The 20,570-nt window shown below is 41.3% G+C and carries 21 protein-coding genes; 4 read left to right on the forward strand and 17 right to left on the reverse strand.

Annotation, left to right across the window (positions count from 1 at the left end; translation table 11 throughout):
• Positions 1-9: 9 nt before the first annotated feature.
• Complete coding sequence (locus AC623_RS13220; RefSeq protein ID WP_053104140.1) at positions 10-390, reverse strand: DUF4190 domain-containing protein; 381 nt, start codon at positions 388-390, stop codon at positions 10-12.
• A 148-nt stretch (positions 391-538) separates the two neighbouring features.
• Here AC623_RS13220 and AC623_RS13225 point away from each other — a divergent pair, with 148 nt between their 5' ends.
• On the forward strand, positions 539-1,141 hold the full coding sequence (locus AC623_RS13225; RefSeq protein WP_049663200.1) for a 5' nucleotidase, NT5C type: 603 nt from the start codon (positions 539-541) through the stop codon (positions 1,139-1,141).
• 63 nt (positions 1,142-1,204) lie between these two features.
• Here AC623_RS13225 and AC623_RS13230 read toward each other — a convergent pair whose 3' ends face one another.
• The 4 genes from AC623_RS13230 to AC623_RS13245 all read right to left on the reverse strand — a co-directional run bounded on the left by AC623_RS13230 (position 1,205) and on the right by AC623_RS13245 (position 4,229).
• A complete protein-coding gene (locus AC623_RS13230; RefSeq protein WP_049663203.1) occupies positions 1,205-1,627 on the reverse strand; it encodes a Fur family transcriptional regulator in 423 nt (140 codons plus the stop codon).
• A 5-nt stretch (positions 1,628-1,632) separates the two neighbouring features.
• On the reverse strand, positions 1,633-2,469 hold the full coding sequence (locus AC623_RS13235) for a metal ABC transporter permease (RefSeq protein ID WP_049663204.1): 837 nt from the start codon (positions 2,467-2,469) through the stop codon (positions 1,633-1,635).
• A complete protein-coding gene (locus tag AC623_RS13240) occupies positions 2,466-3,245 on the reverse strand; it encodes a metal ABC transporter ATP-binding protein (RefSeq protein ID WP_049663206.1) in 780 nt (259 codons plus the stop codon). Before AC623_RS13240 ends, AC623_RS13235 begins: the two co-directional genes overlap by 4 nt.
• 111 nt (positions 3,246-3,356) lie before the next feature.
• Entirely contained in the window at positions 3,357-4,229 is an 873-nt protein-coding gene (locus AC623_RS13245; RefSeq protein WP_049663208.1) for a YitT family protein, read from the reverse strand.
• A gap of 108 nt (positions 4,230-4,337) precedes the next feature.
• On the opposite strand from AC623_RS13245, the gene AC623_RS13250 reads away from it, so the two are divergent.
• Positions 4,338-4,592 (forward strand): DUF2624 domain-containing protein, encoded by a 255-nt coding sequence (locus tag AC623_RS13250; RefSeq protein ID WP_049663209.1) that lies wholly within the window; start codon positions 4,338-4,340, stop codon positions 4,590-4,592.
• Positions 4,593-4,822: 230 nt separating this feature from the next.
• Here the strand turns inward: AC623_RS13250 and AC623_RS13255 are convergent, their stop codons facing one another.
• Complete coding sequence (locus AC623_RS13255) at positions 4,823-5,719, reverse strand: deoxyribonuclease IV (protein ID WP_049663211.1); 897 nt, start codon at positions 5,717-5,719, stop codon at positions 4,823-4,825.
• Positions 5,720-5,812: 93 nt separating this feature from the next.
• The gene (locus AC623_RS13260) at positions 5,813-7,132 is read right to left on the reverse strand and encodes a DEAD/DEAH box helicase (RefSeq protein ID WP_049663213.1); all 1,320 of its coding nucleotides are present in this window, start codon (positions 7,130-7,132) and stop codon (positions 5,813-5,815) included.
• Positions 7,133-7,416: 284 nt separating this feature from the next.
• Between AC623_RS13260 and vrrA the strand changes: the two genes are divergently transcribed.
• Positions 7,417-7,884, forward strand: a complete 468-nt coding sequence (vrrA, locus tag AC623_RS13265) for a VrrA/YqfQ family protein (protein WP_049663214.1) — start codon at positions 7,417-7,419, stop codon at positions 7,882-7,884.
• Between the two features lie 91 nt (positions 7,885-7,975).
• Entirely contained in the window at positions 7,976-8,932 is a 957-nt protein-coding gene (locus AC623_RS13270; RefSeq protein ID WP_049663216.1) for a 4-hydroxy-3-methylbut-2-enyl diphosphate reductase, read from the forward strand.
• Between the two features lie 47 nt (positions 8,933-8,979).
• Here the strand turns inward: AC623_RS13270 and AC623_RS13275 are convergent, their stop codons facing one another.
• The 10 genes from AC623_RS13275 to glyQ all read right to left on the reverse strand — a co-directional run bounded on the left by AC623_RS13275 (position 8,980) and on the right by glyQ (position 20,265).
• The gene (locus AC623_RS13275; RefSeq protein ID WP_049663217.1) at positions 8,980-10,098 is read right to left on the reverse strand and encodes a Nif3-like dinuclear metal center hexameric protein; all 1,119 of its coding nucleotides are present in this window, start codon (positions 10,096-10,098) and stop codon (positions 8,980-8,982) included.
• On the reverse strand, positions 10,076-10,804 hold the full coding sequence (locus tag AC623_RS13280; protein ID WP_049663219.1) for a tRNA (adenine(22)-N(1))-methyltransferase: 729 nt from the start codon (positions 10,802-10,804) through the stop codon (positions 10,076-10,078). Before AC623_RS13280 ends, AC623_RS13275 begins: the two co-directional genes overlap by 23 nt.
• A gap of 97 nt (positions 10,805-10,901) precedes the next feature.
• Entirely contained in the window at positions 10,902-11,270 is a 369-nt protein-coding gene (gene cccA / locus AC623_RS13285; RefSeq protein WP_049663221.1) for a cytochrome c550, read from the reverse strand.
• 166 nt (positions 11,271-11,436) lie between these two features.
• Positions 11,437-11,970: a hypothetical protein gene (locus tag AC623_RS13290; protein WP_049663223.1), complete on the reverse strand. Its 534-nt coding sequence runs from the start codon at positions 11,968-11,970 to the stop codon at positions 11,437-11,439.
• Positions 11,971-12,102: 132 nt separating this feature from the next.
• Complete coding sequence (gene rpoD, locus AC623_RS13295; protein ID WP_049663226.1) at positions 12,103-13,224, reverse strand: RNA polymerase sigma factor RpoD; 1,122 nt, start codon at positions 13,222-13,224, stop codon at positions 12,103-12,105.
• A gap of 44 nt (positions 13,225-13,268) precedes the next feature.
• Entirely contained in the window at positions 13,269-15,080 is a 1,812-nt protein-coding gene (dnaG, locus tag AC623_RS13300; protein ID WP_156187045.1) for a DNA primase, read from the reverse strand.
• Positions 15,081-15,614: 534 nt separating this feature from the next.
• The gene (locus AC623_RS13305) at positions 15,615-16,421 is read right to left on the reverse strand and encodes a pyruvate, water dikinase regulatory protein (protein ID WP_049666614.1); all 807 of its coding nucleotides are present in this window, start codon (positions 16,419-16,421) and stop codon (positions 15,615-15,617) included.
• A gap of 30 nt (positions 16,422-16,451) precedes the next feature.
• Entirely contained in the window at positions 16,452-17,084 is a 633-nt protein-coding gene (locus AC623_RS13310; RefSeq protein ID WP_197090971.1) for a helix-turn-helix transcriptional regulator, read from the reverse strand.
• Positions 17,085-17,309: 225 nt separating this feature from the next.
• Positions 17,310-19,382, reverse strand: a complete 2,073-nt coding sequence (glyS, locus tag AC623_RS13315; RefSeq protein ID WP_049663232.1) for a glycine--tRNA ligase subunit beta — start codon at positions 19,380-19,382, stop codon at positions 17,310-17,312.
• Positions 19,375-20,265: a glycine--tRNA ligase subunit alpha gene (gene glyQ, locus AC623_RS13320; protein WP_049663233.1), complete on the reverse strand. Its 891-nt coding sequence runs from the start codon at positions 20,263-20,265 to the stop codon at positions 19,375-19,377. The genes glyS and glyQ overlap by 8 nt, the downstream gene beginning before the upstream one ends.
• Positions 20,266-20,570 lie beyond the last annotated feature (305 nt).

Genomic DNA, 20,570 nt, shown 5'->3' on the forward strand with positions numbered 1-20,570 from the left:
TATTATTATCTAAAAAAAGGGTAAAACAAACAGCCCCATGATCACAGCAGCGGCTCCTATACCAATTGCCCAAGCGCCAAGACTCTGTTCTCCTCTGCTTCTTGCGAAGAAGCCAAGAACAATGCCAACGATCCCTAGCAGCACCGGCATAATGAATAACGCAATAACAGAAACGATTAGACCGGCATATCCCATTCCACGGCCGCCTGTCGTTGCTTTATTCTTTTGGTTGTTATCCGGCTGCTCCTGCTGGCGTGAGGGAATTGGCTCAGTCAGTTCAGCAGCTGTTTCTTCCTTGTACAATCCTGTTTTCTCATACATTCCCGTTTCGCCTGTTGGCATTGGGTCTTTATCGAACTTATTGTCCATTGTATTATCTCTATTGTCCATTACTGCTCATCCCCTCGCTTTTATCATTTAAGGAGCTTTTATAGTATTTGCTTTTCCATTAAAATTATTCAGGTGATCTTTCATAACACTCTTCGTCAAAATATGATACACTTTGATAAAGATTTTACAACGTAAGGAGCAAAAAATGATGAAAGCGAAACGTTTTGGCATCGACATTGATGGAACCGTTACGTGTCCAACAAGTTTGATTCCATTCATTAATCAAGATTTTTCCTTAAACATTACGCTCGATGATATAAAAAAATACGATTTATCTGAGGCCCTAGATATTCCGGCTGAGCGCTTCAGCGACTGGTTTAACAAAAGAGAACCGGCTATTTATGCAAGCTCTCCGCTTGCTGAAGGAGCAAAAGAAGTCTTGTTGAAGTGGAAAGAACAATTCCAGTTATTTTTTATTAGTGCCCGCAGAAATCATCTGATGGACATAACAGAGCGATGGTTTGATGAGCAGGATATTTTATACGATCGGATAGAACTCATCGGTTCACACGATAAAATCAAAGCAGCAAAACAGTATAAAGTAGACATTTTTCTTGAAGATAAACACGATAACGCGGTAAGCATTCATGAAGAATTGCGTATTCCTGTTCTCTTATTCAATACACCATACAACCAGGATCCTATTCCCGATGGAGTCATTCGAGTCGATAACTGGACTCAAGCAGAACAATGGGTGAACCGATGGGTTCATTCAACAAAAGCCGTTTCTATTAGTGAAAATTCATATTAAAAAGGATGCGATAAAAACGACGTTCCGTTTTTATCGCATCCTTTTTTACATAATGTATCCGTTTTACTGTGCTTCTGCTGGCAAGCAGGCTGGGCACGTTCCGTATATTTCAAACTTGTGGCCTGACACTTCATACCCTGGCAGCTCATGAACGTGATCCATCGGGCATAGATCAATTTCTCGTGTCTTTCCACAAGCTAAACAAATAAAATGGTGATGATGCTCCTTATGTGAACAAGTGAATCGGTAATGTCGTTCACCAGATAATTCCGTCTCCTCTAAAATACCCATTTCCACGAACAAGGCTAAATTTCGATAGATCGTATCAAAGCTGAGCCCTGGATAATTCCCTTTCATTTCTTCGAGCACATCTTTCGCAGTTAAATACTTGTCCTTCCGCGCAAATAGCTCAAGCATGTCCTCCCTTTTGCCTGTCTGCTTATATCCCCGCTTTTTTAAAAGTTCGACCGCTTCCGTTAAATTCATGTTTTTCACCTCGCCTTTACGAATTTTTTAGCTGCAATGACGAGCAGTAAAATCAGGATGGAAGCTACCACGATGGTCCCACCCGGAGCCAAGTCTAAATAAAAGGCACTAATTAGCCCTGTAATCACAGCTATTTCGCCAAATAGCACAGAATAAGCGATAGTCTGTTTAAACCCTTTTGCCATCCGCATAGAGGCCGCCACCGGTAACGTCATAAGCGCTGATACGAGCAGCACACCAACAATCCGCATAGAAGCTGCAATGACTAAAGCAACGAGAATAATAAAGATAAAGTGGATGGACTTAGCCGGTATTCCAGAAGCTTTCGCGTGCTCTTCATCAAATGACAATAGGAATAGCTCTTTATACAATAAATATACCGTCGCAATTACGACGACGCTGACAATGCAGATTAGCCAGAGATCCTCACGGCTGACAGCACTAACACTTCCAAATAAATAGCTGAATAGATCCGTATTAAACCCATCTGCTAGTGAAATAAAAATAACCCCTATTCCTATTCCACCTGACAAAATAATCGGAATGGCCAGCTCCTGATAGTGCTTATACACTGTTCTTAGCCGTTCAATAAACAAAGAGCCGATTACCGAAAAAACCATTCCTGAATACATCGGATTCAGCCAGGCAAGAAAAGTAAACGTCTGGCCAAAGTACAATCCAGCAGCAATCCCCGCAAGTGTTACGTGACTGAGAGCATCCGCAATGAGCGATAACCTTCTTACAACGATAAAAGCACCAAGCAATGGTGCAATAACTCCAATAATCATGCCGGTTAAAAAAGCATTTTGAAGAAATTCATATTGGCCTATTGCTTCAATCATATATCTGCCTCCTGATGATCATGATGATGATCAAGCAGATGGATGCCATGCCCGTATAAGTCGGACAAATCATCTTCATTCAGTGTTTCAAATTGTTTCATGCTGCCATGAAAATGTAAATATTTATTAAGGCAGGCTACGTGAGTCACTTTATCACTAATAATGCCGATATCATGTGTGACTAACAAAAGGGTAATTCCCATTTTCTTATTTAAATAAGAAAGCATTTCGTAAAATGATTCAACATTTTTGCTGTCTACCCCGACAGTAGGCTCGTCAAGAATCAGAATATCAGGCTTGGACACAATCGCCCTGGCAATAAATACACGCTGCTGCTGCCCTCCGGAAAGCTCTCCAATATTTCTTGTCAAGAATTGCTCCATTCCTACTGCTGCTACTGCTGCTTTAATAGCCTGTTTCTCTTTACTGCCAGGCAGCCGAAAGAGTCCCAGCTTCTTTGTTAGACCACTTGCTACTACTTCATAGACGGTAGCAGGGAAACCCGTATTGAAGGAATTGGCTTTTTGTGAAACAAACCCAATTCGATCCCAATTTTTAAAATTCCTCTGAGGGGTGCCAAAGAGAAGAATTTCCCCCTCTTTTACTTTCAATAAACCCAGAATAAGTTTGAGCAAAGTTGATTTTCCTGAGCCATTTGGACCTACTAAACCTAAAAAAGCCCCTTTAGGGACAGATAATTGAATGTTTTCTAACACATTATCCCGGTCGTAACGGTAGGACACGTTTTTAATTTCAATGACAGATGATGGATTCATTGAAGTGTCTCCTTTATAAGAATGATTACGATTTATGAACCAAATGAAGTATACAACATTTAACGGAAAAAGTAAATTGGAACTGTCCTTAGATAGACAGCTCCAATTTTATTAGTGAATAGCCGCCTTAAAGCGGCCCCCTCTTGTTTCATGTGTGTTCATGATCGTTAAAAAGGCATCCGGATCCACATCATTAATAATGGTTTTTAATTTTGTCACTTCTAAACGTGTGACGACAACGTAAATAACTTCCTTATCCGAGTCAGTAAATCCACCTTTTCCTTTTAACTTCGTTGTTCCCCGTCCAAGACGATGAAGAATCACGTCAGACATTTCTTCATAGAAATCAGAGATAATAATACATGCCTTTGTTTCTTCAAGTCCCTGGATGACCGTGTCAATCGCTTTAAAGGCTATATAGTAAGTCATCACAGAGTACATGGCATTCTCCGCACCTAGAACAAAAGCAGCCCATCCAAAAATAAAAATATTAATAAACATGACAAATTCTCCAACTGAGAAAGGCAGCTTTTTCGTCATTAGAATTCCAAGTATTTCAGTGCCATCTAGTGTTCCGCCATGGCGAATGACAAGCCCCACCCCTATACCGAGGAGCAGACCGCCAAATACTGCCGCTAGGACTGGCTGATCCGTAAAGGGACCAAATCGGTGGAAGCTATTTTCTACTACGGCAAGACACACAATGCCAAACAAAGAAGAAAACATAAACGTTTTTCCAATCTGTTTGTAACCAAAATATAAAAATGGAATATTTAACAAGATAACAAATGTAGAGAAATTCAGCAGCGGATGCTCAAATAAATAACTTAAAATTAATGAAATTCCGATAATTCCACCATCAATAATATTGTTGGGAACAAGAAACAGCTCAATCGCGGCCGCCGCAAAAGCCGCCCCCATGAAAATCATAAGAAGCCGGTATAGAGCATGAGATTTCTTTTCTTTTTTATGTTGTTTGGGCATAACATCATTCCTTTTATTTAAAGTATTCTTTCTGCTTTCTTTTGTCTCTGAATCACCTTCTTTTCTTTCCCTCATACATTAAACATAGAAGAAAAGGAGTGATTGCCAGTGAAATTCTTACAAAACATAATTAATCAAAAGGCACAAATGATGACAGGTGATGAACTGTTAAAGTATGCGAAAGGGCTTGATATCCCACTGAAGCGAGAGGAAGCCGAAAGAGTCGCCAGCTTGTTGCGCAGCCGGAGAATTGATTTATTTAATGAGCAGGAGAGGGCTAATTTATTGAGGGAAATTGCCGCCATTACAAATAAACAAACCGCAGATAAGCTTAATAAATTGCTTAAAACATTTTTACAATAAGAAAGTCTGAGCAACTGATTGCCCAAAGGATGGAATTTATAATCTAAAATCGAATATTTATGCAAACAATAACAAACTGCCCGTCTGGATTGGAAAGCAACGCTCTTTTCCTGCTAAAAGGCCACTCCCTAGTTTTTAGCAGGAAAAGACAATTAATGAAACTTATAAAACTAAACATTCCCTTAACGTTGCTTCACTTTGTTGCTATCCACTACATAAATATTAATACGTTAATGAATGGCTGCTATTTTTCCAAGAACCGCTTCATCAAATGTTTTTTGTCTGAACATCTCAATTTCAAATTTGTAAGGCGGTTTTCGTGAGTTTTTGTCTTCGCCAACATAAGGTGTTTCTAGTATTTTCGGCACCTCTATCAATTGAGGGTGATGGACAATATAGTTAAGAGCTTCAAAGCCAATGTGGCCAAAGCCAATATTTTCGTGACGGTCTTTTCGGGCTCCTTGCTCATTTTTGCTATCGTTAATGTGCAAGACTTTAATCCGATCCACTCCAACAATGCGGTCAAATCGATCAAGCACCCCATCAAAATCTTCTTTTATTGAATAACCGGCATCATGAGTATGACATGTATCAAAACAAACCGACAATTTATCATTTAAATGCACTCCGTCTATGATCATGGCCAGTTCCTCAAAAGAAGCTCCACACTCTGAACCTTTTCCAGCCATCGTTTCAAGGGCAATTTGTACATCTATATCTTTCGTTAAAACTTCGTTTAGCCCTTCAATAATTTTCTTGATGCCTGTCTCTGAACCCGCGCCTACATGAGCGCCAGGATGGAGAACAATCTGTTTAGCACCGAGCGCTGCCGTGCGTTCTATTTCCATTCTTAGAAAATCAACACCTAGTTCGAAAGTGCTCGCATTGACAGAGTTGCCGATGTTAATAATATAAGGAGCATGGACAACGATATCGACCATGTTGTTTTCCCTCATATGAAGCCAGCCTTTTTCAATATTAAGCTCTTCAATCTTCTTCCTTCTCGTGTTCTGGGGGGCTCCTGTATAAATCATAAATGTATTAGCACCATAAGAAGCCGCCTCTTCACTCGCTCCTAACAGCATCTTTTTCCCACTCATGGAAACATGGGATCCAATTTTCAACATAACGATCTCTCCTTCTTCCCTTACTATTTTACTAAAAAAAAACACCTTTTTCAGCAAAAAAGACCCGCAGCAGCAGGTCTTTTCGTTTGTATGTTAACCCTTGTTATTACGCTTCGTTTCCAAACGGCGCTCTCGCTTTTTAAATTGTGTCATTTCTCTTTGCATTTTCTTCTTATAACCTGGTTTTACTTTTTTCGGCTTACGAACGATTGATTTTGCTTTAGCATCAATTTCATCCGCCGTTTTCTCACGCTTTTTCCGTTGATTACGGTCAACAAGTTCTATCCACTCACCATGACGTAAATCAGCATGACTGAAGCTAATACCTAGCTTTTCTAGGCGAACAAGTGCATCCTCATCAGAAGGAGTATAAATCGTTGCACATATTCCTGAAGAACCAGCCCGAGCAGTTCGCCCTGCCCGATGAACGTAGAAATCCAGATCCTTTGGCAGCTCGTAATTGATAACATGGCTGACTCCTTCGATGTCAATTCCTCTAGCTGCAAGATCGGTTGCCACAATAAATTGATAGTCCAAATCTCGAATTTGCTTCATCATTTTTTTACGGTCACGCGGCGACAAATCGCCGTGTATGCGGCCTGTTTTCAATCCCTTCTCTAACAAGGCATCTGCCACTTCATCCGCTTTTTGCTTCGTGTTCGTAAAAATCACAGCTAAATAAGGATTGTAGGCTTGCAGCATATCAGCGAGCAGATCAATTTTTTCTCGACTCTTCTTTGGAACAAGAACATGATGAATATTTTCTGCCGAGATATGCTTTGGTTGAATGTGAATGAATTCAGGGTTTTCCATGTATTTCTTCAAAAATGGTTTTAACTTTTCAGGAATAGTTGCTGAAAAGACATATATGCTCAACTGCTCAGGCATTCTGGAAGCGATTTGATCGACATCCATAATAAATCCCATATCAAGCATTAAGTCGGCTTCATCAATCACAAGCATGCCAGCTTTATAAACAGATAACGCTTGAGCTTTGATCAGATCGTTGATTCTTCCTGGTGTACCAACAACGATATGCGGTTGATTTTTCAGTTTTTCAATATCACGCTGCTTGTCCGTTCCTCCAATATAACAACGGGCTGTAATTTCATCATCAGACAATCGAGTAATTTTAAGAATTTCTTGATAAATTTGATTAGCAAGCTCTCTTGTCGGCGCCGTAATAACAGCCTGTACTTCTTTTTTAGCGGGATTGATTTTATGAAGGATCGGCAAAATATAAGAATGCGTCTTTCCTGTCCCAGTTTGCGATTGTCCAATCGCACTTTCCCCTTTTAAAACAAGCGGGATCATTTTCGTTTGTATATCAGTCGGTTCATAAAACCCTAATTGTTCTATTCCTTTATTGATAAACGGCTGAAATCCGTACTTTTCAAATTGATGATTTGCCAAGTGTGACACTCCTTTTGGCTTAAATAAGCCTTTTTCTCCATTCTGATATTATATCAAAACGATTCATAAATCAAAGGGCTCTGAACGATTCATCTATTTTTATGGAAAAACCTTTTTGCTTTTCACTGCATACAATAACGAAGAAGAAAAATACACGAAAGGATGAACTAGTTATGATTCCTTTTCCACGCGGCAACCGTCCCCCGCCCTCTTTCAACTATCCGCCTCCCATGAGAGGTTTTTCACCCATGCCGCCTCCCCCTGGCATTCCAGGAGGCGGTGGCATGGGATTAACAGGTCGGGGATTGCTCGGGCGTCTAAGGCAAGGGGCCGGGATCGGGCCTGGTCTAACCGGATTTGAACGTCAAGGGGTAGGAGCGGTTGCCCAAAAAGCAGCTAACCCGATTAACTTACAGCAAATGTTAGCTAATACACAGCAAGTGCTGAAAACCGTTCAACAATTTGGACCGATTGTCCAACAATATGGACCAATGGTAAAGAATTTACCTTCAATGTGGAGGCTGTATAAAGGGTTAAAGTCTCTTCCTAATGCAGATGAAGAACAAAAAGATGATAACCAAGCTGAAGAAACCGAACAAAAGAAAAAGAAACAACCAGCAGATACACCCAAAACAGAACCTAAGCGGCCAACATCAAAAGTAAAAGCAGAGACGGAAGCGCCAGAAGAAACGGACAATATCTCCTCCCAAGAACTGAAACCTAAATCATCTAGACCGAAACTTTATATTTAAGAAGCGGCTGTTCACTTCCAAAGTTCGTCTTCCTCCTATATAATGAATTCGTACACTATTCACTCCGATTATAAAAATAGGAGGTTTTTTTATGGAACTCATTAAGATTGCGCCAAGGGGATACTGTTACGGCGTAGTAGATGCGATGGTGATCGCTCGGAACGCCGCTCTAGATAAAACGTTGCCACGCCCGATTTATATTCTCGGAATGATCGTCCACAATAAGCATGTAACAGATGCCTTTGAGGAAGAAGGCATTATAACACTTGAAGGCAGCAACCGTAAAGAAATTTTAGAGCAAGTCGATAAAGGGACTGTCATTTTCACCGCTCACGGTGTCTCTCCTGAAGTGAGAGAGCTTGCCCGCAAAAAGAATTTGGTTACGATTGACGCCACTTGTCCAGATGTAACGAAAACCCACGATTTAATTCGGGAGAAAAAAGCAGAAGGCTATGAAATTATCTACATCGGAAAAAAGGGACATCCTGAACCAGAAGGAGCACTAGGAGTTGCCCCAGAGATCATTCATCTAGTTGAAAAGCCCGAAGATGTCGAGAAGCTAGCGATAAAAAGTCCGAAAGTCATCGTAACGAACCAGACAACGATGAGCCAATGGGATGTAGCCGATATTATGGACAAAATTAAAGAAAAATACCCTCATTCCGAAATGCACAAAGAAATTTGCCTAGCTACGCAAGTTCGCCAAGAAGCGGTGGCAGAACAAGCAGGCGAAGCAGATGTATTGATCGTTGTAGGCGATCCAAAAAGCAATAACTCCAATCGCCTAGCTCAAGTCTCTATGGAGATTGCCGGTACGACTGCTTACCGGGTTGCTGATGTGTCGGAAATTGAGATCGATTGGATCAAGGATGCCAAAGCAGCAGCTGTCACGGCCGGAGCTTCTACGCCGACACCCATTGTAAAAGAAGTCATCCAGTTTTTAGAACAGTTCGATCCGGAAGATGAAAGTACATGGGGTCGGGAGAAAAAAGTTCCGCTCAATAAAATCTTGCCCAAAGTAAAAAGATCAACCCTAACGACTCGTTAAGAAGAACAAACAAGCTGATCCACGGCAAAGGATCAGCTTGTTTGTTTTTATACAAATGTAAAGGGGTCAGTATGAACAGAAGAAGGAATAAATTGTACATCAAAGTCCTTTTCCGCCGCTAAAGACGTCATCTTGTTCGCAGTTCCCACTTTCATTACCTTTTCCACATTGTGACCAGGATCTACTACTTTTAATCCGATAGCAAGTGCATCATGAGCGGTATGGTAATAAAAATCACCAGTGACGTACACATCGGCTCCCTGAAATTTAGCCGATTGAAAATACTTATTGCCGTCGCCTCCGAGTACCGCTACTTTTCTTACATGACCTGTTAAGTCTCCGACCACACGAACACCTTTAACCTCTAGTTTTTCTTTTACATGCTCAGCAAACTCACCCAAAGTCATCGATTTCTCTAACTTGCCAATTCTGCCGAGGCCCATTGCTTCCCCCTCATTATCCAGTGGATAGATATCGTAGGCCACTTCTTCATAAGGATGAGCCTTCAGCATAGCAGACAACACGGTTTTCTCCAAGCTCTTCGGATAGATCGTTTCTATTTTAACCTCTTCTACCTTTTCCAATTGGCCGGCTTGTCCGATATACGGATTTGTTTGGTCGCCAGGCATAAAGCGCCCAGTTCCATCCGTTGAAAATGAGCAATGGCTATACTCACCGATAAAACCTGCTCCTGCTTCCCCTAGGGTTTGGCGCATCTCTTCTGCATGATCTGCCGGAACAAACACAGCAAGCTTCTTTAAAGCATCTTGAAACGTCGGTACGAGAACCTTTGTTTCCGTTAACTCAAGAGCTTCAGCTAAAAGATCATTTACGCCGCCTTTCGCCACATCTAAATTAGTGTGGGCTGCATAGACAGCAATGTCATGCTTAATTAATTTCTCCAGAAGCCTTCCAGACGGATCACTCGTGACAATGGACTTTAACGGGCGAAAGATAAGAGGGTGATGGGCAATAATGAGCTGCACATCCTTTTCAATAGCTTCGTCTACTACTTCTTCAAGCACATCAAGGGCTATAAGAACACGTGCAACCGGCTTATTTAACCGGCCTACTTGCAAGCCAATTTTATCGCCTTCCATTGCATATTTTCTTGGGGAGAACTGTTCAAATAATTGAATCACTTCATGGCCGTTCACTTTCTTCACTACTAATCGCCTCCTTAATCAGTTGAAGCTCCCGCAGCACGTTTTGTTTCTTTTCTTTTGCCGCCTGCTGATTTTCCGCTTTTTCTAAATTTTTCAACACTACTTCTAATTGGTCTGCTTCTCTTTTCCACTTTTTAAGAAATGCTTCGTTTTTTTCAGCAAGCAACATCGGGCCTGTGAGCAATTCTAGTTCCTTTCTCGTGCTGTACGGTTTTTCGGCATCGCCCTTTTCTGCTGTTAAAATCTCATATATTTTCCCGTCTTCTTCCATAATGATTTCATCGATTAGCTCCCAGTCGTTCTCTATCAGCCACCTACGAATATGATCAGCCCGAAGGTTTGGCTGCAGAACGAGCCGATTTACGCCCTCCAGCTTTTCTTTGCCTTCGTTCAAGATAGAAGTAATAAGGGTGCCGCCCATACCGGCAATCGTAACACAATCCACTTCACCGGCCGAAATAACTTCAAGCCCATTCCCTTTGCGCACCTCAATTTTCTTTTCAAGTCCAGCAGCTTTCACCTGCTGCTTAGCCGCCCGCAGGGGACCGTCTGCCACTTCACCGGCTATAGCTTTCACAGCTAAGCCCTTATTGATCGCATAGCAAGGCAAATAAGCATGATCAGATCCAATATCCGCCATAACCGCTCGCCCTGGAATACGAGCAGCTACAGCCATTAAACGCTTTGATAATTGATTAATATTCATCGTGTCACCACTTTTATTTTAATGTTCCGCTTCCATTCTAAATGAAAACGCCTAATTAAAAAAGTTCTTTGCCAGACGGCAAAGAACTTTTTGTGCATTATTTAATTTTGCTGACCCAGTCAGCCATAGCATCAGCATTTTCAGCTGGCACAAGGCCTGGAGGCATAGCGCCTTTACCGTGTGTAATAATGTCTTTAATTTCATCTTTCGACAATTTGCCGCCAATGCCTTTCAAAGAAGGACCAGCTCCACCTTCAAAGTTGCCGCCATGACAGCCTGCACAAGTTTGCTTGTAGAAGCCTTCTGGTTCAAAAGCGCCTGCCGTCTCACCGCCTGTTTGCTCTCCGCCCTTCTCCTCTTTCGCCATTTCTTTAGAGTTATCAAGTCCTTCTAAAGAAAGGAAGAAAATCAGACCAAGGCCAAACACAGCAATCAGTAAGAACGGAATGATTGGATTACGATTCATTTCTTAACCTCCCTTATGTACACAAATAACAAATAGAAAGTACAAACACTTACTATTCTACTTGAAAATGGAGAAGACGAAAAGCCCTTCCATAGAAGTTTTTACCCCTTTGTCGTAATTTAGACACATTTTACCTTCGTTTTTCTTTTTTATAAGTTTTTTTGTATTATATAAAAATAAAAATGACTAACAATATGACTCCGAGCCATGCCGAGATTGTAAAATAAACCTGCTGAAGCTTTCTCCCGGCTATCCACCAAATGAAACAATGAAAAAAGAGCAGAGCATAAAGGGTAAGCGAGTTCTCCCCCCATATTTTCTCATGACACTCTACTGTAAAAATTAAAAATAAAATAGCCGAAGCCGCATATAAAAATGGAAGAAAAAATCCTTTTTTAGAAAAATAAATAGCAGCGCTTAACAACAAAACGACAAAAGCTGCTAAAATCGTCATTTGCAAAGGGAAAGACAATTCAGTAAAATATAGGACAAATAAAGAAATAAATACAACGAAAAAGGAAGCGAGCAAACTAATAGCGGATAGGCGCTTTGTCTTTGGTTTTTTGACAGCGTTTTCCGGCAGCTCTTCTCCCTGGGTATACATCGTCAATAAGTAATCACAGTATTGGGCAGGCAGCATATGATTTTCTTTCCAAAAATGAATTTCTCTAATAATGATGGTCTTTTTGTCATCTTTCATCTATCGTCACATCCTGTCTAACACATTCGCGAAAATCCTTGAAATACCTGCTTTTCAAAAAAAAATAGTTTACTTCTTGTCAGAAGTAAACCATTGAAACATTCTAAGCAATAGCACGGATGCCGGGCAGTTTTATTCAAGGAAATCTTTTAATCGTTTACTGCGGCTCGGATGACGAAGCTTGCGCAAAGCTTTTGCCTCGATTTGACGAATCCGTTCGCGAGTGACGCCAAATACCTTGCCGACCTCTTCAAGTGTCCGAGTACGTCCGTCGTCTAGACCGAAGCGAAGACGCAACACGTTTTCTTCCCGATCAGTTAACGTATCGAGAACGTCTTCTAATTGTTCTTTTAGCAATTCATAAGCAGCATGCTCAGAAGGTGATGTTGCCTCTTGGTCTTCAATAAAATCACCTAAATGAGAGTCATCTTCTTCTCCGATCGGAGTTTCAAGAGAAACTGGCTCCTGGGCAATTTTTAGAATTTCCCGTACCTTTTCAGGGGTTAAATCCATTTCTTCTGCAATTTCTTCAGGAGATGGTTCGCGGCCAAGATCCTGGAGAAGCTGTCTTTGGACACGGATTAGCTTATTGATGGTTTCAACCATATGAACCGGAATCCGAATTGTTCTTGCCTGATCCGCGATCGCGCGTGTAATCGCCTGACGGATCCACCATGTAGCATACGTACTAAATTTGAACCCTTTGCGGTAGTCGAATTTTTCAACTGCTTTGATAAGGCCCATGTTCCCCTCTTGAATAAGATCAAGGAACAACATACCGCGACCAACATAACGCTTTGCTATACTAACTACGAGACGAAGGTTCGCTTCAGCGAGACGGCGTTTTGCCTCCTCGTCACCTTCTTCGATTCGGGTAGCCAGTTCAATTTCCTCTTCAGCAGATAAGAGATCAACCCGGCCAATTTCTTTTAGATACATCCGCACCGGATCGTTAATTTTTACGCCTGGCGGCACGCTCAAATCGTTTAGGTCGAATTCTTCACTCTCTTTTTCAAGTTCATGAATATTTGGATCTTCTTCCTCGTCCTCGTCGTTTGTTATATCAATTCCTTGTTCACCAAGATATTCATAAAATTCATCAACTTGATCAGATTCCACCTCAAACGGTGATAGTTTGTCGGCCACATAGTCGTAAGAGAGTTTCCCTCTCTTTTTTCCTATCTCAACAATTTGTTCTTTCGTTCTTTCTAGTGTTACTTCAGTTTCTTTGGAACGTGTAGACTTTTCAGCCATCTGTCGTCCCCCTCCTTCCAAAATCCTTGCCTCAATGAGTTTTACTATTTTTTTAATTCCTTTTGAAGCCTGACAATTTCCATGGCAAGCTGAGCAGCCGTTTTGTAGTCCTTTGCTTTCTCTGCTGCCACCTGCTGTTGCTTTTTTTCTTTCACTTCTAATATTTTATGGTATTTCAATATTTCTTTTATATAATCATGAACTGCTTCATCATTTATTACTTCGCTGACCATCATCATTTCTATATCTGAAACGAGGCGGCGTAAATTGGCGTTCGGGAGAAAACTGATAAATGCACTTGAGTCCGGTACATTGCCTCCTTCATAAAAGCCAAGTAAATACGTAAAGATAGCCTGATGCTCATCAAGGTTAAATGTATCACCGTTAAGCAAATCTTTCACTTTATAAGCAATGTCTGCATCTTTCAGCATATGAGCGAGAAGACGCCGTTCTGCTGTTTGAAAAGCAGGATATAGCTTTATCTGCGCTTGTATCGTTGGTGCTTGCTGAAACGTTCGCTCACTCGGAGGATGCTTCTTTCGTTCTTTAAAGAAGAGCTGTTTCTCTTGCTGTTTCAATGCATCCAATGAAAGTGAGAACTGCTCCGCGATTTGCCTTAAATAATAATCCCGTTCGACTGCTTTTTTTAATTTAGAGATTTCGGCTACTACCTCTTCGATATAGTGCAGCTTTTGTCCTTCATCCTGCAGGTTTTTCCCTTGCTTATAATACTCCATTTTGAAGGCAATAAGCGTCATGGCCGTACCAATCACGTTATTTCGAAATTTTTCAGCCCCGTATTTCCTTATATAATCATCCGGATCCATTTTATCTGGAATGAGAGCGACCTTTATCTCGCAGCCGCTGTCACTTAACAAATTGGAAGCACGGAAAGCAGCCTGTATGCCGGCTGAATCGCCATCGAAACAAATAATAACCTGATCAGCTACGCGTCTAATCTGCTGAATGTGAGCATCCGTCAGTGAGGTTCCCATCGTAGCAATTCCCGTTTCTACCCCGGCACTTGCTGCTGCTATCACATCCGCAAATCCTTCAAAAAGAACGGCATGGTGCTGCTTACGGATAGATGAACGCGCTCGGTGAAAATTATACAAGAGACGGCTTTTATTAAAGATAGGCGTCTCCGGGCTATTTAAATATTTAGGCTTTTCATCGTGGAGTGAACGGCCGGAAAAAGCGACTACTTTTCCTTTTTCATCGTGAAGAGGAAACATGATTCGACCGCGAAAACGATCAAAGTACGTTCGATCTTCCTCTTTATGAATAATCAATCCTGCTTTTTCCATCCATTCAAGAGTGAAGCCGCGCTTTTGAAGAAATTTAACGGTGAAATCCCAATTCGGAAGCGACCATCCGATTTGGAAAGCGTCCAAATCCTCTTTAGAAAATCCTCTTTTTTCTAGATAATCTAATGCTTCTTGCCCCTCTGTTGTATTCATCAGCAAATGATGGTAAAATTTTGCCAACAATTCATGAGCTTCCATTATCTGCTTATGCTCTTTGGAAACGGAGTGACTAGGACTATCGCCAGTAATAGCCGGATCAAGAGCTACTCCTGTACGTGTTGCCAGCTTCCCTACCGCTTCCTGAAAGGAGATGTTTTCTATTTCCATTAAAAAAGAAAAAACATTTCCTCCAGCTCCACACCCGAAACAATGATATATTTGCTTTTCGGGTGATACGGAGAAAGACGGTGAATTTTCTCCGTGAAACGGGCATAAACCGAAAAAGTTTCTTCCTTGTTTTTTCAACTGAACGTAATCGCCGATTACTTCAGTAATGTCCAGTGACTGCTTGATTTGTTGAATAGTTTCCTCAGGAATTTTTCCTGTCACATACATCACCAGCTATACTATTGTTCGATAAAAAAACTAAATTTCCTGCAGCTTTTTCTATTATTTGCTTTTCTATTAGCTGCTTTCACTTTCGGCACTTCATCTACTCTCTTTGAAGCACCCTGTTATTTCTTCTTGCTGTTAGAGCTGCAGCAGAAAAGAGAATCGACAAATCTTCTTATATTTCTCTTTCCTATGCATTATAATTCTACAAGGTGGATTAGAATCCTTCTCAAATGAGAAATAAACTAAAAAAACGAACAATAATCTACCGTTTGACAAATCTCTTTCCAAGTGGCATACAATTAGTTTATTCCTTTACCTGATCTGTTAAACCTTTTTAAATACATTTTTATCACAATTTTTTATTATAGTACATTTCACTCCAAAAAACCATTGATTTTTATAGCTCAAAGAAAAAGAAGCCTTTCCAAAAGCGAAAAGCCCCCTTTTCTCAATTACCATATACATAATCAAAAATTTATCGGCTGAATATAAACTTGTAAACGGAAGGGGCCCATTGTAGGGTCACGCCTATTTTCGTTTTCCAAGCCTGCTCAAAATGATATTAGCTGTTTCTTCTACCGCTTTGTTTGTCACATCGATGACTTCGCAGCCAATGCGGTTCATAATCTTTTCGGAATAAGAAATTTCCGCTTTAATCCGCTCAAGATCTGCATAGCTGGCACTATCGTTCAAACCAAGTGAAATTAATCTTTCCCTGCGAATTTGATTAAGTTTATCAGGACTGATCTTTAAGCCAAAACACTTGTCCGTAGGAAGACTAAACAACTCTTCAGGGGGGTCTACCTCTGGTACGAGTGGAACATTGGCTACTTTTAACCGCTTATGAGCCAGATATTGAGAAAGCGGTGTTTTAGATGTGCGTGACACCCCAATTAAAACAACATCCGCCTTCAACAACCCGCGAGGATCACGGCCATCATCATATTTCACAGCAAATTCAATGGCCTCTACCTTTTTAAAATACTGTTCATCTAATTTTCTTACAAGCCCTGGTTCCATCAAAGGCTGGCGTCCGTATAGGGACTCTAGTTCATCCATTAATGGACCAATTAAATCAAAAATAATAATATTTTCTTTTTGCGCCTGCTGCTTCATATAATTTCTGATCTCTGGCTTGACAAGCGTATAGACGATAATTCCCCGCTCGACTTTCGCTAAGTCCATTACTTCATCAATGGTTGATAATTCTTCAACATATGGAAACCGTTTAATCACAGCGTGTGATCCATTAAACTGACTAACAGCCGCTTTTGTCACAAGTTCAGCTGTCTCGCCTACTGAATCCGAAACGATGTAGATGATTGGATCATTCAGCAAAAACTAGAACCTCCTTTCCTAACTGCATCACTCATCATCTGCCAATGAGACAAACGCTTTGGCAATATTTGTTTTGGTAATGCGGCCAATTACTTCATAACCTGTAGCTGTTTTTTTAACAACTGGTACAGCATCTATTTGTCTTTCGATTAAATTTTTCGCAACATCAACGAGCAAATCCTCTCGTTCACATACAGCGATATTCGGCATTCTTGTCATAATAATATTGACTGGAATGGCGTTTAATTCCTGCTTTCCAATACTGGCCCGAAGCAAGTCTTTACGAGAAAGCACACCGACTAGATGACCATTTTCATCTACGACAAACAATGTACCGACATCTTCTAAAAACATCGTAACGATCGCATCGTAGACAGATACATTTTCGCGTACCACGACTGGTACCGCTTGGTAGTCTTTTACATATATTTTCATTAAATTTTCTGTAAGAAGCTGAGTACCTGATTTGCCTGTATAAAAATAGCCCACGCGCGGTCTTGCATCTAAAAAACCAGCCATCGTTAAAATAGCTAAATCGGGACGCAGTGTTGCTCTTGTGAGATTAAGGCGTTCCGCGATATTTTCGCCGGTAATCGGCCCGTTCTCCTTGACAATTTGCAAGATTTTTTCCTGACGATTATTAAGTTCGATCTCCCTCACCACCTAGTGCGCAATAAGAGCACAAGTGCTGGCGCTAGCTTGTTAACTGTTTTAACCCCTCTAGCTGAGCGTCCGGGCACCTGTGCCTCGATCTTCAAAAGTGTTATACCATATAATAAATATTATATACTATTTAAACTGAATGAAAAGAAAAGTTTCACCAGATATCAGTATTTTGCGCTAGTATAGATGAATGATTTATGGAAATAGCTAATCTGTCTGACCTTACTTTACTAAAATTTTATTAAAATCAGCGAACGACAAGATGATAGCGGAGAGAGCTTTCATTTGATTTAAGCGATTTTCTCTTACAGCTGTCTCTTCTGCCATGACCATCGTATGATCAAAATATTGTTCAATTGGCTGCTTTAAGCTTTCAAGAAGAGCAAATTGTTGTTCAGCTGTCTCTACTTCTTTTAGTCCTTTTTGAACGCGAAGAAACTCTCTATGTAAGACCTTTTCCTCTTCATTCACGAAACGCTGCTCATCAATCTCTCCTATCACTTCAGCTTTCTTAGCAATATTTACGACACGACTAAGCGCTTCCGCCGTCTCTTTAAAGCCCTCTTCTTCCTTGTGAGCCATCAATACATCCGCCTTGGCAAACAAGGAAGGCAAGGAACCAACAGGCCCCGCAAGTACAGCATCAATTAAATCGTAACGGATCTCTCTCTCCTGCAAGCTGTGTTTAACACGGAGCTTGAAGAAGGAAACCAATTCCCCCAAGAGCTCTTCTGCTTCTTTCTCACCAACATTGTCTTCTTTCACTACTCCGATTGCCGTTTGTAAAACCGTCTCAAGTGAAATGCTCCATTTCTTTTCCGCTAAAATAAGAACGACACCAGCTGCCTGTCTTCTTAAAGCGTAAGGGTCCTGAGAACCAGTTGGAATAATGTCTACAGCAAAGCAAGAGACGATTGTATCTAACTTATCGGCTAGACTAACAATGGCTCCAGTGAATGTCTCCGGCGCCTCATCATCAGCGTGCCGCGGTTCGTAATGTTCATTCACTGCTCGAGCGACTTCTGAATCTTCTCCTTTCTGCTGGGCGTATTTCTCTCCCATAATACCTTGCAGTTCTGGAAACTCATAAACCATCTGGGTTACGAGATCAAATTTACAGATTTCTGCTGCCCGGTCTACTTTTTGCTGCGCCTCTTTCGAAGCACCTGCTAATTCGCTTAGCTTAGCAGCTAGCCGGCGAATGCGGCTTACTTTTTCGGATAACGTTCCGATCTTTTCATGATAAACAATCGTTTGAAGCTTATTTAAGAAAAAGTCGATTTCCTTGCTTTGATCTTCTTTGTAGAAAAAGTCAGCATCTGCAAGTCGAGCTCTTAATACTTTTTCGTTCCCACGGGCCACAACATCAAGTGAACGGCTGTCACCGTTTCGGACTGTAACAAAGTAAGGAAGAAGCGTGCCTTCTTTATCTTTTACTGGGAAATAGCGTTGATGCTCTTTCATAGAAGTGATCAGCACTTCTTCCGGCAATTCAAGGAATTCTTTATTGAAAGAACCTGATAAAGCCGTTGGATATTCTACTAGGTTATTGACCTCTTCGAGCAGTTCTTCATCAACCGGAATCACCCATGACTTTTCTGCTTCCAATTCAGACAATTGGCGACGGATCATCGCTTTCCGCTCAGCAGGATCTGCGATAACAAATTGTTTTTTGAGCTGTTCTTCGTATTCTGCTGGAGCTGTAATCGTGAGCGTGTCACCCAAAAAGCGGTGTCCCTTCGTTATCCGGTCTGTCACGACATTTGTAATTTTGAATGGAATAACGTCTGAACCAAACAAAGCCACTATCCATTTAATCGGACGGATATAACGAAGGTCGTTATTTGCCCAGCGCATGTTTTTTCCAAAATGTAAGTTCACGACAATGTCCCGAAGCTTGGGCAATAAATCAATTGTCGGCTGGCCTTTAATAAATTTATTAACGTGTACATACTCAACACCATTAATTTCTTTAAAGTAGATATCTTCTACCGTTACTCCCTGCCCACGTGTAAAGCCAATCGCTGCTTTTGACCAAGAGCCATCTTCTTGAAGAGCAATCTTTTTTGCCGGTCCTTTTGCTTCTTCTTCAATGTCTTCTTGGGCTTCAGCCACTCCCTGCACTAAAACAGCTAAACGGCGCGGAGTTGAATATAACGTAATGTCTTCATAAGAAACCTTTTGCTCTTGTAAAAATCCTTCTACTTTGCTGCCGAGCTGGTTCATCGAATCTGTCACGAAGCGAGCTGGCATTTCCTCCAGGCCAATTTCTAACAGCATATCTCTCTTACTCATGTTCCGCCTCTCCTTTCTCTTTTAACATTGGGAATCCAAGTTTTTCACGCTCTGCATAGAATGTCTTCGCTATTTGTCTTGCTAAATTACGCATGCGGCCAAGGTAAGCCGTTCTCTCTGTAACGGAAATGGCTCCTTTAGCATCCAAGACATTGAATACGTGAGAGCATTTTAAAACATAGTCATAAGCTGGGTGAACAAGCCCCTCGTCCATTTGGCGTTTCGCTTCTTTTTCATAAATCGCAAATAAATTAAACAACATATCGGCATCTGATGTTTCAAATGTGTATTTAGAATGTTCAAATTCAGGCTGATAAAAAATATCTCTTACCGTGAAGCCTTCTGTCCACTCTAAATCAAAGACGTTCTCTTTCTCTTGGATATAAGAGGCGAGCCGTTCAATTCCGTATGTGATTTCCACCGAAACCGGCTTACACTCCAGACCCCCGACTTGCTGGAAATAAGTAAACTGTGTGATTTCCATACCGTCAAGCCATACTTCCCAGCCGAGCCCTGCACAGCCGAGGGATGGATTTTCCCAGTTGTCTTCTACAAAACGGATATCATGATCGAGCGGCTCAATGCCTAACGCTCTTAAAGAATCTAAATACATCTCCTGAATGTTATCAGGTGAAGGTTTCATGATAACCTGAAATTGATGATGCTGATACAAACGGTTCGGATTTTCCCCGTAACGGCCATCTGCTGGACGTCTGCTCGGTTCTACGTAAGCAACGTTCCACGGTTCAGGACCGAGGGCCCGTAAAAAAGTATAAGGGCTCATTGTACCGGCCCCTTTTTCTACATCATATGCCTGCATTAGAATGCAGCCATGATCAGACCAGTGTTTTTGCAAGGTTAAAATCATCTCTTGAATATTCATAGCTATGCCTCTCTTTCTGTAATGGGTGATAGTCACCTGTTTTATAGGAAAAGCCGGGTATTGATTCACCGTGAGCACTTTCATTAGCTTCGTGAATAGAACAGGCTGCAGAATTTTACAGCTTTACACAATAAAAAACTCTCGTCCCTATGTACACAATGTACATAGGGACGAGAGTTACCCGCGGTTCCACCCTATTTGCCGTATGATACGGCCTCTTTTCCAAAACGCTGCTCCAGACCGCCTTTCCATGATGCTCTTTTCCCGGCTTTCACCATCCCGGGTTCGCTAGTAAAAGAGGAAAT

It is taken from the genome of Bacillus sp. FJAT-27231 (genome assembly GCF_001183975.1).
In the GTDB taxonomy this organism is placed as follows: Bacteria; Bacillota; Bacilli; order Bacillales; family Domibacillaceae; genus Pseudobacillus; species Pseudobacillus wudalianchiensis.